At 67.8% G+C, this 15,148-nt stretch carries 15 protein-coding genes; 3 read left to right on the forward strand and 12 right to left on the reverse strand.

Annotated features, from left to right (window positions below; all coding sequences use genetic code 11):
* Positions 1-4: 4 nt before the first annotated feature.
* From fabG1 to ABZ195_RS12955, 7 genes are all read right to left on the reverse strand, one after another.
* Positions 5-721 (reverse strand): 3-oxoacyl-ACP reductase FabG1, encoded by a 717-nt coding sequence (gene fabG1, locus ABZ195_RS12925; RefSeq protein WP_355218176.1) that lies wholly within the window; start codon positions 719-721, stop codon positions 5-7.
* 51 nt (positions 722-772) lie between these two features.
* Positions 773-1,780, reverse strand: coding sequence for a VWA domain-containing protein (locus tag ABZ195_RS12930; protein ID WP_355218178.1), 1,008 nt, complete (start codon positions 1,778-1,780; stop codon positions 773-775).
* 29 nt (positions 1,781-1,809) lie between these two features.
* Positions 1,810-2,754, reverse strand: a complete 945-nt coding sequence (locus tag ABZ195_RS12935) for a DUF58 domain-containing protein (protein ID WP_355218180.1) — start codon at positions 2,752-2,754, stop codon at positions 1,810-1,812.
* Complete coding sequence (locus ABZ195_RS12940) at positions 2,751-3,896, reverse strand: MoxR family ATPase (RefSeq protein WP_355218182.1); 1,146 nt, start codon at positions 3,894-3,896, stop codon at positions 2,751-2,753. The genes ABZ195_RS12935 and ABZ195_RS12940 overlap by 4 nt, the downstream gene beginning before the upstream one ends.
* A gap of 153 nt (positions 3,897-4,049) precedes the next feature.
* Positions 4,050-4,745, reverse strand: a complete 696-nt coding sequence (gene ripB, locus ABZ195_RS12945; protein ID WP_355218184.1) for an NlpC/P60 family peptidoglycan endopeptidase RipB — start codon at positions 4,743-4,745, stop codon at positions 4,050-4,052.
* Positions 4,746-4,756: 11 nt separating this feature from the next.
* Positions 4,757-6,184 (reverse strand): NlpC/P60 family peptidoglycan endopeptidase RipA, encoded by a 1,428-nt coding sequence (gene ripA / locus ABZ195_RS12950; RefSeq protein ID WP_355218186.1) that lies wholly within the window; start codon positions 6,182-6,184, stop codon positions 4,757-4,759.
* 211 nt (positions 6,185-6,395) lie between these two features.
* A complete protein-coding gene (locus ABZ195_RS12955) occupies positions 6,396-6,974 on the reverse strand; it encodes a DUF6676 family protein (protein WP_355218188.1) in 579 nt (192 codons plus the stop codon).
* 144 nt (positions 6,975-7,118) lie between these two features.
* Here ABZ195_RS12955 and acnA point away from each other — a divergent pair, with 144 nt between their 5' ends.
* The gene (gene acnA / locus ABZ195_RS12960; RefSeq protein WP_355218544.1) at positions 7,119-9,941 is read left to right on the forward strand and encodes an aconitate hydratase AcnA; all 2,823 of its coding nucleotides are present in this window, start codon (positions 7,119-7,121) and stop codon (positions 9,939-9,941) included.
* A gap of 40 nt (positions 9,942-9,981) precedes the next feature.
* The gene (locus tag ABZ195_RS12965; RefSeq protein ID WP_355218190.1) at positions 9,982-10,545 is read left to right on the forward strand and encodes a helix-turn-helix domain-containing protein; all 564 of its coding nucleotides are present in this window, start codon (positions 9,982-9,984) and stop codon (positions 10,543-10,545) included.
* Between the two features lies 1 nt (position 10,546).
* On the opposite strand, the gene ABZ195_RS12970 is transcribed toward ABZ195_RS12965, so the two are convergent.
* From ABZ195_RS12970 to ABZ195_RS12990, 5 genes are all read right to left on the reverse strand, one after another.
* Positions 10,547-10,738 (reverse strand): helix-turn-helix domain-containing protein, encoded by a 192-nt coding sequence (locus tag ABZ195_RS12970; RefSeq protein ID WP_355218192.1) that lies wholly within the window; start codon positions 10,736-10,738, stop codon positions 10,547-10,549.
* Positions 10,739-10,804: 66 nt separating this feature from the next.
* Positions 10,805-12,433, reverse strand: coding sequence for an ABC-F family ATP-binding cassette domain-containing protein (locus ABZ195_RS12975; RefSeq protein ID WP_355218194.1), 1,629 nt, complete (start codon positions 12,431-12,433; stop codon positions 10,805-10,807).
* 20 nt (positions 12,434-12,453) lie between these two features.
* Positions 12,454-13,278, reverse strand: a complete 825-nt coding sequence (locus tag ABZ195_RS12980; protein WP_355218196.1) for an enoyl-CoA hydratase — start codon at positions 13,276-13,278, stop codon at positions 12,454-12,456.
* A gap of 25 nt (positions 13,279-13,303) precedes the next feature.
* A complete protein-coding gene (gene trxA, locus ABZ195_RS12985; RefSeq protein ID WP_355218198.1) occupies positions 13,304-13,669 on the reverse strand; it encodes a thioredoxin in 366 nt (121 codons plus the stop codon).
* Between the two features lie 79 nt (positions 13,670-13,748).
* The gene (locus tag ABZ195_RS12990) at positions 13,749-14,372 is read right to left on the reverse strand and encodes a hypothetical protein (protein ID WP_355218200.1); all 624 of its coding nucleotides are present in this window, start codon (positions 14,370-14,372) and stop codon (positions 13,749-13,751) included.
* A gap of 125 nt (positions 14,373-14,497) precedes the next feature.
* Here ABZ195_RS12990 and ABZ195_RS12995 point away from each other — a divergent pair, with 125 nt between their 5' ends.
* The gene (locus ABZ195_RS12995) at positions 14,498-15,148 is read left to right on the forward strand and encodes a DUF5666 domain-containing protein (RefSeq protein ID WP_355218202.1); all 651 of its coding nucleotides are present in this window, start codon (positions 14,498-14,500) and stop codon (positions 15,146-15,148) included.

Consider the following 15,148-nt stretch of genomic DNA (forward strand, 5'->3'; position numbering starts at 1 on the left):
AGACTCAGTGACCCATGCCCATGCCGCCGTCGACCGGGATGACGGCGCCGGCGATGTAGCCGGCATCCTCGGAGGCCAGGAAGCTGACCGCTCCCGCGACGTCGTCGGCCGTGCCGACGCGCTTGGCGGGGATGAAGTCCAAGGCCCCGGCCTGGATGCGCTCGTCGAGCGCCCGGGTCATCTCCGTGTCGATGTAGCCGGGCGCCACCACGTTGGCGGTGACTCCGGCCTTGGCCAGTTCGCGGGAGATCGAGCGGGCCATGCCGATCAGACCCGCCTTGGCGGCGGCGTAGTTGGCCTGGTTGCCGATGCCCCACATTCCCGACACCGAGCCGATGTAGATGATTCGGCCAAAGCGCTTGCGCTGCATGCTGCGCGAGGCCCGCTGGGTCACCCGGAAGGCGCCGGTGAGGTTGGCGTTGATGACCTCTTGAAAACGCTCCTCGGTCATCCGCATCAGGAAGGCGTCCTTGGAGATCCCGGCGTTGGACACCAGCACCTCCACGGGACCCTGATGCTCCTCGACCTCGGTGAAGGCCCGGTCGACGGCCGCGTTGTCGGTCACGTCGCACTCGACGCCGAACAGGCCCTCGGGGGCACCGGATCCACGGTGCGTGACGGCCACCTTATGCCCGTCGGCGGCCAGCCGCTGGGCGATCGCGAGACCGATGCCGCGGTTGCCGCCGGTGACCAGAACGGAGCGGGAAACGAACTCAGGCATGTTCGCCAACCTATCGCCTCACCTGGCGATGGCCGAAATCGGCCGCGGACCTCACCCGGGCAGGCGGCGGTTGATGAGCAGGGCGGCCAGCGCGGCCAACGCGAGGACCAGCGAACCCAGGCGCAGCCAGCCCACGCTGGCGTCGCCCTTGGTGGTCTCGTAACCGATCTGGTCCTGCAGCGTGGTGAACACGGCCTTCAACTGCTCCAGGCTCGACGCCGTATAGGCGTTGCCGCCGGAGAGTTCGGCGATCTTGCGCAGCATCTCGTCGTCGACCGGCACGGGCTGGCGCTGATCCTGGATCTCGACGTAGCCGTACTTGGTGCCGAAGGACACCGTGGAGATCGGTACGCCCTGGTCGTCGGCGGTCCGGGCCGCGGTGTAGGCGCCCTTCGGATTGTCGGGATTCGACGGCACCGTCTCCTTGCCGTCGGACATCAACACGATGCGCGCGGGTGGCGGGGCGCCGCCGCCGCCGATGACCGCGCCGACGGTCGCGATGGCCTGCAGGGCGGTGAAGATGCCTTCACCGGTGGCCGTGCGGTCGGCCAGCTGGAGCTTGTCGATGGCCGCCTTGGTGGGGTCACGGTTGGTGGTCGGCGACACCAACACGGTGGCCGTGCCCGCGTAGGCGATCAGGCCCAGGTTGATGCCGGGCGTCAACTGGTCGGCGAACTGCTTGGCGGCCTCCTGCGCCGCGGCCAGCCGGCTGGGCGCGACGTCGGTGGCACGCATCGACTGCGACACGTCGATGACCAACATGACGACGGCGCGGTTGCGGGGAATGCGGACGTCGTTGGTGGGTCCCGCCATCGCGACGGTGAACAGCACCAGCGACAGCACCATCAGCACGGCCGAGAGGTGGCGCCAACGAGCGGGCCGCTTGGGCGCGACGCTCTCCAACAGCTCCATGTTGGCGAAGCGCAGCATCCGCTTCTGGCGGGCGGTCTGGACGATGACGTACAGCGCGACCAGGCCGAGCACGACCAACAGGAACAGGAAGAACCACGGGCTCTTGAACCCCGAGAGGCTCATCGGGCCGAAGAACGGTAAAGTCATGTGCGAGAAGTCATTTCAGTCATTGGTCTCTACCGGCCTGCCAGGGCGCCTCGCCGCCGGTTGGCCACGAACCTCACGACGTCGGCGATCCAGTCCCGATCGGTGCGGAGGGTGAGCAGCGGGGCGTCGCACCGGCGCAGCGTCCGGGCGACGTCCTCACGGTGCGCCGCCGACGCCTTGGCGAAGTCGGCCCGCAGCTGCGCGTCGATGGTGAACTCCCGCGTGACCCCGGACTCGGTGTCCTGCAGGATCACGTCGCCGACGTCGGGCAGTTCGACGTCACGCGGGTCGATGACCTCGATCCCGAGCACCTCGTGCCGTCCGGCGATGGCCCGCAGCGGGCGCATCCAGTTGATCGGGCCCAGGAAGTCGCTGATGATCACCGCCATCCCGCGGCGGCGTTCCGGCCGGCGCAGGGCGTCGATCGCCGCGGACAGGTCACCGCGCACGCCCAGCGGCGCCTGCGGCATGGTCGCGATCGCACGCAGCAGTTCGTGCTCGTGGATCCGTCCGCTCAGCGCCGGCACCCGCTTGGTGGTCTGCCCGTTGGTGATGACCGCCCCGAGGCGGTTGCCGCCACCGCTGTTGAGGAACGCCATCGCCGCCGCGGCAGCCACCGCGAGATCGCGCTTCTCGCAGCCGGTGGTGCCGAAGTCCAGGCTCGCCGACACGTCGACGACCAGCCAGGTCTCCAGCTCGCGGTCGGCGATCATCTGCCGCACGTGCGGCGTCGTGGTGCGGGCGGTCACCGACCAGTCCATCCGCCGGACGTCGTCGCCGGGTTGGTAGACCCGGGAATCCCCCGGCTCCGAACCCGGTCCGGGGACCAGGCCCTGATGGTCGCCGTGCAGCACGCCGTCGAGCTTGCGGCGCACCGTGAGCTCGAGCTTGCGTAGGGCGGCCGACAGCTCGGGATCCCGGATTTGCCCGCGCTGCAGCGACGGCAGATCGACACGCCCTGACGGTTGGGTCACCGACCGCCGGCCGCCGCCGGGGTGGGCATCGCAGGCGCCACCGAATGCCCTTGCTGCGGAATGGCGTTCACCTGAGGCAGCGCGACGGTCTGCATGATCCGGTTGATGACCGTCTCGGCGGACACCTCGTCGGCGAGCGCGTCGTAGGTCAGGACCAACCGATGCCGCAGCACGTCGGGAATGACCTCCACGACGTCTTGCGGGATGACGTAGTCGCGTCCGCGGACCAGCGCTAGGGCGCGGGACGCGGCGATGATGCCGAGGGACGCACGCGGCGACGCGCCGTAGGCGATCCAGGCCTTCGCGTCGGGCATGCCGAACTTCTCGGGCTCGCGCGTGGAGGTCACGATGCGCACCACGTAGTCGACGAGGGCGTGGTGGACGAACACCGACGCCGCGATGCCCTGCAGGCGCTGCAGGTCACCGGTGTTGAGGATCTGCTTGGGCGTCGGCGGGGCGACACCCATGCGGTAGATGATCTCGCGCTCTTCCTCGGGCGTCGGGTAGTCGACGTTGAGCTTGAACAGGAAGCGGTCGCGCTGCGCCTCGGGCAGGGCGTAGACGCCCTCCTGCTCGATGGGGTTCTGGGTGGCCATGACCAGGAACGGGTTCGGCAGCGGGAAGGTCTTGCCGCCGAGGGAGATCTTGCGCTCGGCCATGATCTCCAGAAGTGCCGACTGCACCTTGGCCGGTGCGCGGTTGATCTCGTCGGCGAGCAGGAAGTTGACCATGGCCGGTCCGAGTTCGATGTCGAACTCCTCCTTGCCCATCCGGTAGATGCGGGTACCGACGATGTCGGTGGGCACCAGGTCGGGGGTGAACTGAATGCGGGCGAACGTGCCGCCGACCACCTTGGCGAAGGTCTCCACCGCGAGGGTCTTGGCCACGCCGGGGACGCCTTCGAGCAGGACGTGTCCCTTGGCGAGCAGGCCGACGAGCATGCGCTCGACGAGCTGGTCCTGACCGACGATGATCCGCTTGACCTCGAAGATGGCCCGTTCCAGGGTGTGCACCTCGCTCTGCAGGCCGCCAGCCTGTTGGCCTCCGTTGGACGGAGCCGGACCGCCGGGGGGGAAGCCCTGCGTCGGGGCCTGCCCGGGGAAACCTCCGGCGCCCTGCGGCGGCCCACTCGGTGACGTCATTCAGTTCCTCCCACGTGTTCTGGTCCGGCGTTCGATGGAGACCGCTGGTCTTGCTTGGGCAAGTGGCGCCAAACCACTCGGCGGACGCCCTGCACTCAACTATTCCAGGCAGTTCGGAATCCGTCGACGTGCCCTGCCGCGAGACGGTCCTGATCAGGACTCGATGAACCTGACCAGGTGCGGTGACATCCCCGCGGTGCGAACCGGGCTGACGGTGACCTTTCCGGCGCTTCCGGAGGCCTCGAGCATCCGTCCGCCGCCGAGGAAGATCGCGACGTGCTGGCTGCCACCGGGGCCGTAGAAGATCAGGTCGCCGCGCTTGGCCTGCGACGGGGCGATGGGCCGGCCGGAGTCGTACTGGTCCCCGGAGTACTTCGGGATCGGCACGCCGACCCCGGCGAACGCGTAGCGCGTCAACCCCGAGCAGTCGAAGCCGATCTTGCCGGTGTCGTAGTCGACACCCTCGCTGGGTCCGTTGAGCGCGCCGCCACCCCACGAGTACGGCACGCCCATCTGCGAGCCGGCGCGCTTGATGACGTACTCGATGGCCGCGGGCCCGCGAACCCGACCGCCGGCTGCCGCGGTGGGCGCTCCGCCGAGACCGATGCTGGAGAGGAACTGCTGACCGAGGCTCTTGGTGGTCTGCAGCGCGATCGCGCTCGCCTGGAACGACGCGTTCGCGATGGCGACGGGGTCACCGGGCGCACCGGAGCTGGGCCGTTGCGGCAACGTCGGATCCCAGCCCGGATCACCGGGGTCGGCGCCGGCGGGCGCAGCGGTGCCGAGGGCGACGACGGCCGCCAGGGACAGAATGAGCAGCAGGGCACGACGGAGGAACGACGAGGGCAAGACAACCACCATCAGTATTCGATGTAGCGGACGACGTAGGGCGTCATGCCGCTGGTGCGGACGGGCGAGACCTTGACGGTCGAACCGGTGTACGGGGCCTCCAGCATCTGGCCGTTGCCGAGGTAGAGGGCGACGTGCTGGGCGCCGCCGGGGCCGTAGAAGATGACGTCGCCGCGGCGCGCCTGAGACGTCGGGATCTTGCGGCCCAGGTCGTACTGTGCGCCGGAGTAGTGCGGCAGCTTGATGCCGACACCGGCGAAGGCGTACAGGATCAGACCCGAGCAGTCGAAGCCGGTGGTGCCGGCGCCCGAGTCGATGCCGCGGCTCGGCCCGACGGCGTTGCCGCCGCCCCACGAGTACGGCACGCCCATCTGGCTGCCGGCCCGCTTGATGACGTACTCCGAGGCCTGCCTGCCGTAGACGCGTGGAATCGCTCCGTTGGTCAAACCGCTTGGCGTGGGGATGATTCCGAGCTTCTGCAGGAAGCTGCGACCCATCTGCTGGGTGGCCTGCGTGGAGGTGGTCGCCATCCCGAGCACGGTGTTGAGGATCGCGATCGGATCGCCGCTGACGAACGCGCTGGGGATCGCGGGCAGCGTGGGATCCCAGCCGACGTCCCACTTCGAGTTGCCCGGTGCCGCGGCGGCGGGGTCGCGGTCCCAGTCGGTCGACGGGACGGCCGAAGCGGCCGGCGCGGCGCCGGGCACGGTCTTGGCGGCGACGGTGATCACCGGCGCCGAGGTCTGACGGGCCGCGGTGAGTTGCGCCTGGGCCGCGGCGCGTTCCGCGGTGAGCTGGTCGAGTTGGGCCTGCTGGTCCTTGAACGTCTGCTGCGCCTGGGTCAGCGAGGCGACGGCGGCGTCCTGGCTGGACTGGGCGTCGACGACGGCTTGGTCGGCCTTCTGCTTGGCCAGGCGGGCTGCGGAATCCCGGTTGACCCGATCGGTGCGGGCGCGCTGCAGGTCGGCGATCGCCTGCTGCGTGCTGACGTTGAGCGTCTCGCCGGTGGCCGCGGTGGCCAGCACGTCGGCCGGGTCCTTGGCGGTGACGTAGGACGCCGACGGCCCGTTGACGTAGGCCGAGGCGGCGAAGGTGTCGAAGCGGTCCTGGGCGGCCGAGATGGCGGCGGTGGCGTCCCTGAGCGCGGCCTGGCTGGCGTCGACCTCGGCCTGCGCGGCGGTCGCGTCGTCACGCGCGGTCTGAACGGCGACGATGGCCTTGTTGACGCTCTCCTGTTCGGCCTGGATGTTCGCCCCGAGGTCTTGCAATTTCTGGTCGGCGTTGGCGACGGCGGTCACCAGGCCTGCAATGCCCTGGGGGGTGACGGGCTCCGCGTGAGCCGACCCAATCCCGAAGCCGGCTCCATGGGTGAACGCCGACGCGACGAGCACACCGCATGTGAGCGACCCCGCAACGGAGGCGCGAAAGCTGCGTCTCATTGGACTCCGGTCTCCTAGGGCTCAACGCGTATGTATCGGCACATCCATCGGGCCCATACGTGCGCAGGAGTCACATGGATCACAGCTGCAACAGCAGGTGCCTTCTGCACCGTACGTCACAAGAAGCGCCAGGGAAACGGGAGAAGAAAATTACATCTTTGTAATTGAAACGTTTGTTATCGAATGGTGATGTTCGCCGAATGAATGGCGCTTAGGACGCCTGGTAATCGGCTGCCACCGGCGATTTTCCCGACGCCGCCCGACGTGCCCGGACCTGCAGCAACCGGGTTCCGACGGCGGCCGCCGCAACACCGAGAACCAGCACGATCGTAAAAGGCGTCCATGGGAAATGCGGCGTCGTCAATTCGGTCACGAAATTCTGGGAGGCGGCCACCGGAGAACCACTCACCTTGGCAATGTCCTGGCCGGCTTCCAGGGTCACGCGGTCGAAGGACGTGCTGTAGGTGCCGGCATAGGACGGACTCAAGACAAGGACCGTAGACCCGGGAAATTCCTTGCCCACCTCGGTGGCGATGTCGCGCAGCGGGGTGTCGATGCCGGGGTTCTGGTCGAGCACGACGACCTTGAGGTCGATGCCCTTCTGCTTGGCGTCGACCACGACCTGCGGCAGGCCGGCGTTGGCGGGCACGGCAGGAGCACTCACGCCGTCGTCGCGGAGCTGGTCCTGCACCAGACCCATGCACACGTCGGGTGTGGTCGTCGCGGGATCCTTGCCGACGGTCGAGCACACCTGCGCGGGGATGTAGAGCGGCACCTGCGGAGTCGTCACCCGCCAGAGGTTACCGCCGACGATGGGCGATCCACTGGCAGCAGGGCCGCACGAGGGGAAGACTGATACCCGCCTTGAGAAGGCTTACAGGACAAGCGTACTGTTAGAACAGTTACCGCCGCGACACAGCCCGTCGCGGTGAAGATCGAAGCGGGAGTTGATGTGACCAGCGTTAATTCGTTCGGAGCCCACGACACGTTGAACGTCGGGGACCAGGCCTACGAGATCTACCGCCTCGACGCGGTACCCGGCACCGAGAAACTTCCCTACAGCCTCAAGGTGCTGGCCGAGAACCTTCTCCGCACCGAAGACGGTGCGAACATCACCAAGGACCACATCGAGGCCATCGCCAACTGGGATCCCGAGGCGGAACCGAGCATCGAGATCCAGTTCACCCCCGCCCGCGTGCTGATGCAGGACTTCACCGGCGTGCCCTGCATCGTCGACCTCGCCACCATGCGCGAAGCCGTCGCGGCTCTGGGCGGTGACCCGGAGAAGGTGAACCCGCTCTCGCCCGCCGAGATGGTGATCGACCACTCGGTGATCCTGGACGTGTTCGGTAACGCCGGCGCCTTCGAGCGCAACGTCCAGCTGGAGTACGAACGAAACGGCGAGCGCTACCAATTCCTGCGCTGGGGCCAGGGCGCGTTCGACGACTTCAAGGTCGTCCCGCCGGGCACCGGCATCGTGCACCAGGTCAACATCGAGTACCTGGCCAGGGTGGTCTTCGAGCGCGACGGTGTCGCCTACCCCGACACCTGTGTGGGCACCGACAGCCACACCACCATGGAGAACGGACTCGGCGTGCTGGGCTGGGGCGTCGGCGGCATCGAGGCGGAGGCAGCCATGCTCGGCCAGCCCGTGTCGATGCTGATCCCCCGCGTCGTCGGCTTCAAGCTGACCGGTGAGATCAAGCCCGGCGTCACCGCCACCGACGTGGTGCTCACCGTCACCGACATGCTGCGCAAGCACGGCGTCGTCGGCAAGTTCGTGGAGTTCTACGGCAAGGGCGTCGCCGAGGTCCCCCTGGCCAACCGCGCGACCCTGGGCAACATGAGCCCCGAATTCGGTTCCACCGCAGCGATGTTCCCGATCGACGAGGAGACCATCACCTACTTGCGTCTGACCGGCCGCACCGATGAGCAGCTCGCGCTCGTCGAGGCCTACGCCAAGACGCAGGGCATGTGGCACGACCCCGAGAAGGAACCCGTCTTCTCCGAGTACCTCGAACTCGACCTGTCGACCGTGGTGCCGTCGATCTCCGGGCCCAAGCGCCCGCAGGACCGCATCGAGCTGTCCGATGCGAAGAACGCGTTCCGCAAGGACATCCACAACTACGTGGAGGAGAACCACCCGGCGCCCGAGACGAAGCTCGACGAGGCCGTCGACGAGTCCTTCCCGGCCAGCGACTCGGTGAGTCTGTCGTTCGCCGACGACGGTGCCGTCGACGTGGTGCCCAGCGCGGCCAAGGGCTGCGAGGGACGGCCCACCAAGGCCGTCAAGGTGCACTCGGAGGAACTCGGCGACTTCGTGCTCGACCACGGCGCCGTGGTGGTCGCGGGCATCACGTCCTGCACCAACACCTCGAACCCGACGGTCATGCTCGGCGCGGCCCTGCTGGCGAAGAAGGCGGTGGAGAAGGGCCTGACCTCCAAGCCGTGGGTCAAGACCAACATGGCCCCCGGCTCGCAGGTCGTCACCGACTACTACAACAAGGCCGGCCTGTGGCCCTACCTCGAGAAGCTCGGCTACTACCTGGGCGGTTACGGCTGCACGACGTGCATCGGCAACACCGGCCCGCTGCCGGACGACGTCAGCAAGGCCATCAACGACAACGACCTGTCGGTCACGGCGGTGCTCTCGGGCAACCGCAACTTCGAGGGCCGCATCTCCCCCGACGTCAAGATGAACTACCTGGCTTCTCCACCACTGGTGATCGCCTACGGCATCGCGGGGACCATGGACTTCGACTTCGAGGCAGATCCGCTCGGTACCGACCACGACGGCAACGACGTCTTCCTCAAGGACATCTGGCCGACGTCCGCCGAGATCCAGGAGACCATCGCGTCGTCGATCGACCGCAAGATGTTCACCGATTCCTACGCCGACGTGTTCAAGGGCGACGAGCGCTGGCGTTCGCTGCCGACGCCGGAGGGCAACACGTTCGAGTGGGCCGAGGACTCGACCTACGTGCGCAAGGCGCCCTACTTCGACGGCATGCCTGCCGACCCGCAGCCCGTAGAGGACATCTCGGGAGCCAGAGTCCTTGCGCTGCTTGGTGATTCGGTGACGACCGACCATATTTCACCGGCTGGCAACATCAAGAAGGGCACCCCCGCGGCGCAGTACCTGGAGGAGCACGGCGTCGAGCCGAAGGACTTCAACTCGCTGGGATCGCGGCGCGGCAACCACGAGGTGATGATCCGTGGAACTTTCGCCAACATCCGGCTCAAGAACCAACTCCTCGACGACGTCTCGGGCGGCTACACCCGCGACTTCACCCTCGACGGAGGCCCGCAGGCCTTCATCTACGACGCCTCGAAGAACTACCAGGAGGCGGGCATCCCGCTCGTCGTGCTGGGCGGCAAGGAGTACGGCTCGGGATCGTCGCGCGACTGGGCTGCCAAGGGCACCTCGCTGCTCGGCGTCCGCGCCGTCATCGTCGAGTCCTTCGAGCGCATTCACCGTTCGAACCTGATCGGCATGGGGGTCATCCCGCTGCAGTTCCCGGCCGGGGAGTCCGCCGCGAGCCTCAAGCTCGACGGCACCGAGACGTTCGACGTCGCGGGCATCAACGGACTCAACGAGGGCAAGACGCCGAAGACCGTGCACGTGACGGCCACGAAGGAAGACGGTTCGAAGGTCGAGTTCGACGCCGTCGTCCGCATCGACACCCCCGGTGAGGCCGACTACTACCGCAACGGCGGCATCCTGCAGTACGTCTTGCGCAACATGCTCAAGGCCTGACGATCCGGCTTCGGGACACCCAGAGAGAAGAGGCCCTCCGTTGCCACGGGTGACCGAAGACCACCTTGCGGCGCGCCGTCGACAGATCCTCGACGGCGCCCGCAGGTGTTTCGCGCAGTACGGATACGAAAGCGCGACCGTGCGGCGGCTGGAACAGACGATCGGGCTGTCGCGCGGCGCGATCTTTCACCACTTCCGCGACAAGGACACCTTGTTCTTCGAGCTGGCTCGCGAGGATGCCGAACGCATGGCCGAAGTGGCGTCGCGGGAGGGGCTCATCCAAGTCATGCGGGACCTATTGGCCGCCCCGGAGCAATTCGACTGGCTGACCACTCGGCTCGAGATCGCCCGGAAGTTACGCAACGACCCGGCCTTTCGTCAGGGCTGGGCCGAGCGCTCGGCCGAACTGAGTGACGCGACCACTGAACGTCTGCGTCAGCAGAAGCAGGCGGGCCGTCTTCGCGCTGATGTCCCGAGCGCCGTGGTCCACACCTACTTGGACCTCGTCCTGGACGGTTTGGTCGCCCGATTGGCCACCGGCGACGACCCGGAAACGCTACGCGCGGTCCTCGACCTGGTCGAGGCCTCCGTTCGCCAGAAGTGAGCTAGTGCTGCCTGCGGCGATGATTGGGTCCGCCGCGGCTTCGCATCGTGGTACCGGATTCGCGCAGCATGCTGTGAATGGAGCCGTAGGACTTTCCGGTGCTGGCGACCAACGTGCGGATGCTTGCACCCTTTTCGTATGCACTGCGCAGCTCGTCGAGCAACTCGTCCCTTGACCTGTCCACTTCGCTCATCTGCAACTCCCCATCTCGCTGTGAAGAACAGATACCCAGGCCGTCAGATCTCAATCACCTAGCAGGTCAGGCGAGTTCGATCAGGTCGCGATAGTCGTCGGACCAATAGTCCTCGGTGCCGTCGGGCAGCAGCACCACTCGCTGGGGGTCGAGGGCCTCGGCAGCGCCGGGATCGTGGGTCACCAGCACCACCGCACCCTGGTAGCTGCGCAACGCGTCGAGCACTTGTTCGCGGGAGGCAGGATCGAGGTTGTTGGTGGGTTCGTCGAGCAACAGCACGTTCGCCGTCGAGGCCACCAGACCGGCCAGGGCCAGGCGCGTCTTCTCACCGCCTGACAGCGTGCCGGCCGGCTGGTCCAGTTGGGGACCGGTGAACATGAACGCACCCAGCAGACTGCGCAGGTCCTGTTCGCCGGTGTCCGGTGCGGCGTGGCGGATGTTCTCCCACACCGAGGACAGGCCGTCGATCGTGTCGTGTTCCTGGGCGAAGTAGCCCAGCTTCAACCCGTGACCGGGTTCGATGACGCCCGCGTCGGCCGCCTCGGTGCCGGCGAGGATCCGCAACAGGGTGGTCTTGCCGGCGCCGTTGAGTCCGAGGACCACGACCCGGGACCCCTTGTCGATGGCGAGGTCGACGCCGGTGAAGATCTCCAACGAGCCGTAGGTCTTGGTCAGCCCTTTGCCCACCAGCGGCGTGCGTCCGCAGACCGCAGGCGTGGGGAATCTGATCTTGGCGACCTTGTCGGCCACGCGCTCGTCGTCGAGTTCGGCGATCATCCGCTCGGCGCGGCGCAACATGTTCTGTGCCGCAACGGCCTTGGTGGCCTTGGCGCCCATCTTCGCGGCCTGGGTCCGCAAGGCGGAGGCCTTCTTCTCCGCGTTGGCGCGTTCCCGGCGGCGGCGTTGTTCGTCGGTGGCCCTGGCGTCGAGGTACTTCTGCCAACCCATGTTGTAGACGTCGGCCTCGCCGCGAACGGCGTCGAGGAACCAGACCCGGTTGACGACGTCGGCGAGCAGGTCGACGTCGTGGCTGATGACGACGAGGCCACCGGTATGGCTCTGCAGGAACGCGCGCAACCAGCCGATGGAGTCGGCGTCGAGGTGGTTGGTGGGTTCGTCGAGTAGCAGCGTCGTGTCCGACCCCGAGCCCGTGTCGGAGGCGGCGAACAGGATTCGCGCGAGTTCGACGCGGCGACGTTGGCCGCCCGAGAGCGTCCGCAGCGGCTGGGTGAGGATGCGTTCCGGCAGGCCGAGGCTCGCGCAGATGCGGCCCGCTTCGCTTTCGGCGGCATATCCGCCGAGAGCGGCGAACCGCTCCTCGAGTTCCCCGTATCGACGGACCGCCTTGTCCATGGTCGCGTCGTCGACCACCTCGGCCATGATCGCCTGCTGCTTCTCCAGGTCGGAGAGCAGCGTGTCCAGACCGCGCGCCGAGAGCACCCGATCGCGGGCCAGCATGTCGAGGTCGCCCTCACGGGGATCCTGTGGGAGATAACCGATTTCACCGGTTCGCTCGATGTGGCCGGCGTAGGGCTCGCCCTCGCCGGCGAGGATGCGCATCGTCGTGGTCTTGCCGGCGCCGTTGCGGCCGACGAGGCCGATCCGGTCCCCCGGCTGGATGCGCAGCGCGGAACCCTCGATGGCCAGCAACGTACGCGCGCCAGCGCGGACCTCGAGGTCCGTTGCGGTGATCACGCTGTACTCCCCATTCGTCTCTACTTCTCATCGGTGAAGCGGGCGGGTCGCTTCTCGGCGCGTGCGGCGACCGCTTCCTCGAAATTCGCGGTGAGCAGGCGCACGTACAGTTGACCCAAGCCTTCGGCCTGCATGTGACCTTCTAGGCTACCGGCCTCCAGTCCACTCCAGAGCGTGCGCTTGGTCAACTCGATTCCGGGCCGGGAGAACGACGCCATGCGATCGGCCATCGCGAAGCACGTCTCCAGGAGGTCCTCGTCGGGGACCGTCTGCGACACCAGCCCGATGCGGTCGGCCTCGGCGGCATCGACGTCGCGTCCGGTGAGCATCAGCTCGAAGGCACGCGAGGTTCCAATTGCCTTGGGCAGCAAGTACGACAAGCCCAGCTCGCTGGCGGTCAGACCGTTGTTGATGCCGGCGGCGCGGAAATAGGCGCTCTGCGCTGCGACCCTGACGTCGCACGCCAGCGCGAGGCACATTCCGCCGCCGATCGCCGCGCCGTTGACGGCCGCGATCACCGGTTGGTGCAGCCGCCGTATGGCGAGAATCACGTCGTCGAGCACTTCCATCGAACGCAAGGCGAACGTGGGTCGGGTCAGGGCGGCCACGTGCGGTACCGAGCCAGCCGACTTATGGTCGGCGCCGGAGGAGAAGCCGCGGCCCGCGCCGGTCAGCACCACCACCCGGACGTCGTCGTCGACGGTCAGGTCGCCGAGTGCGTCACGCAGCGGAACCATGACGTCGAACGCCATGGAGTTCATCCGCTCGGGACGGTTCAGGGTTACCAGGGCCACATCAGGGCGTGGACGGTCCACCAGGACGAGGGGGTCGTGCTGATCGGTCACGAATGCACGCTATCGCGTGCGGACGCTACGCCTCGTCGGCTTTGGCCTGCTCGGCGATCGCGGCGTCGATGTCGAGTTCCTTGATCTGACCGATCACGGCGTCGAGATCCTTGGCCGGCAGCATGCCGGAGTGGCGGAACACCATGTGGCCCTTCTTGAAGGCCATCAGGGTCGGGATCGCCTGGATCTCGGCAGCAGCGGCCAAGCCCTGCTCGGCCTCGGTGTCGACCTTGGCGTGCACGACGTCGGGATGCTGCTCGGACGACGCGGCGTACGTCGGCGCGAACGCCTTGCACGGACCGCACCACTCCGCCCAGAAGTCAACGAGCACGATCTCGTTGTCGGTGATGGTGTCGTTGAACTGTTCGGTGGTGATGTCTTGCGTAGTCACGATTGTCCCAACGTCGTCCGTCGATGTGTTGTTCCCTCCATCGAAGCAGGTCAAACGAAGCAGCGCACCACGTCCGCGCTCAGAGTTCCGCGCGACCCCGATCGAAGAACTCCCTGATGCCGGCGGCGAGCTGGTCGACGTCGTGCGACGGGTCCAACGCCTGAAACGCACCGAACGGGGCGTTCCAGAACACTCCGATCCGCGAGGTCCACGGACCCACGTAGGCATAGGGCAGCGGATGGAAGTCGTCGCCGGGTGAGACCCCGTAATTCACCTCGTCCTCGGTGACGGCGACGTCGAAGTGCTCGGGCCACAACACCGGATGTCCTTGCGGCAGAGCGCTGGTCAACGCGAAGCCGCCGGCGTAGAGGCTCCGATGGACGAGGTCGGCGGCCTCGCCGTCCACGTCGAGCACGGTGTCGGGCAGCAGGGGGTCGACGACGTCGTAGACGCCCTGTGGCGGTCCCACGTCCAGATCGGTTGCGGCCGCCAGCGCGCGGACCGTCCCGGCCAGCGGCGCTCCCGCGTCACCCCACACCAGCTCGGTGCCGTGCACCGCAACCGGGATCCAGGTTCCGGTGAAGCCGTCGCGCCGCACGGCCAGGCGGATCGTTCCCGCCGAGCGATGCTGCGGACCCGCGATGAAGCTCTCGGCGACGCCGCGCAGCTGGCGGCGAGTGTTGACGTAGGCCTGGTCGTCCATCGAACCCAGCCTAGGTCACCCGTCCTCGTGGCGACCTCACATCACCGCCGAAGCCCACGGCCAGTCGGCGCACGCACTGTGGGTCCATGATCGCCTCACCACGTGGGACACGTTGCGCTACAGCCGTGCTCGCCGGACTCGTCGCACTGTCACTGGCGGCCTGCGGGTCGACGACTACGCCGGGCACCTCCACCACGGCCGCCAGCGGCCCGTCGTCGACCAGCTCGAGCCCCGCTCCGGCGGCCAAGGCCCGTGCCGCGGGGCTGGTGGCATCGGTGTCCGGCGGCACCGTCACCGTCACCGGAACCAAGGGGCCGACGACAGTGGACGTCACGCCGTCCACCCGCGTCACGCAGACGACGCCTGGTCAGCTCACCGGTGTCACCGTCGGCGAGTGCATCGTCGCCCGCCCCGCCAAGAACGGCGGCACCCCGCCGACCGTCACCGCGGCCTCGGTGGCGTATGGCACCGCCGAGAACGGCCAGTGCAGTCGTACGGCCGGAGGAGACCATCGGGCCGTCGTCGGCACCGTGGCGTCGGTCAACGGCACCGCCATCGCCGTCACCTCGACGGATGGAGCCGCTGACACCGTCACCGTCACCCCGGCGACGCGCTACGCCGCCCGCAGCGACGCGACTCCGTCGGTCATCGCGGCGGGTCAGTGCCTGACGGCCCGCGGGACCGCCGACGGCTCAGGGACTCTCCAGGCTCAGGACGTCGCCGTCCGTCCCTCGCGCAACGGGCAGTGTGGCGAGGAGAAGCACCACGAGGGCTGA

Source organism: Mycobacterium sp. NPDC006124 (assembly GCF_040614235.1).
Taxonomy (GTDB): domain Bacteria; phylum Actinomycetota; class Actinomycetes; order Mycobacteriales; family Mycobacteriaceae; genus Mycobacterium.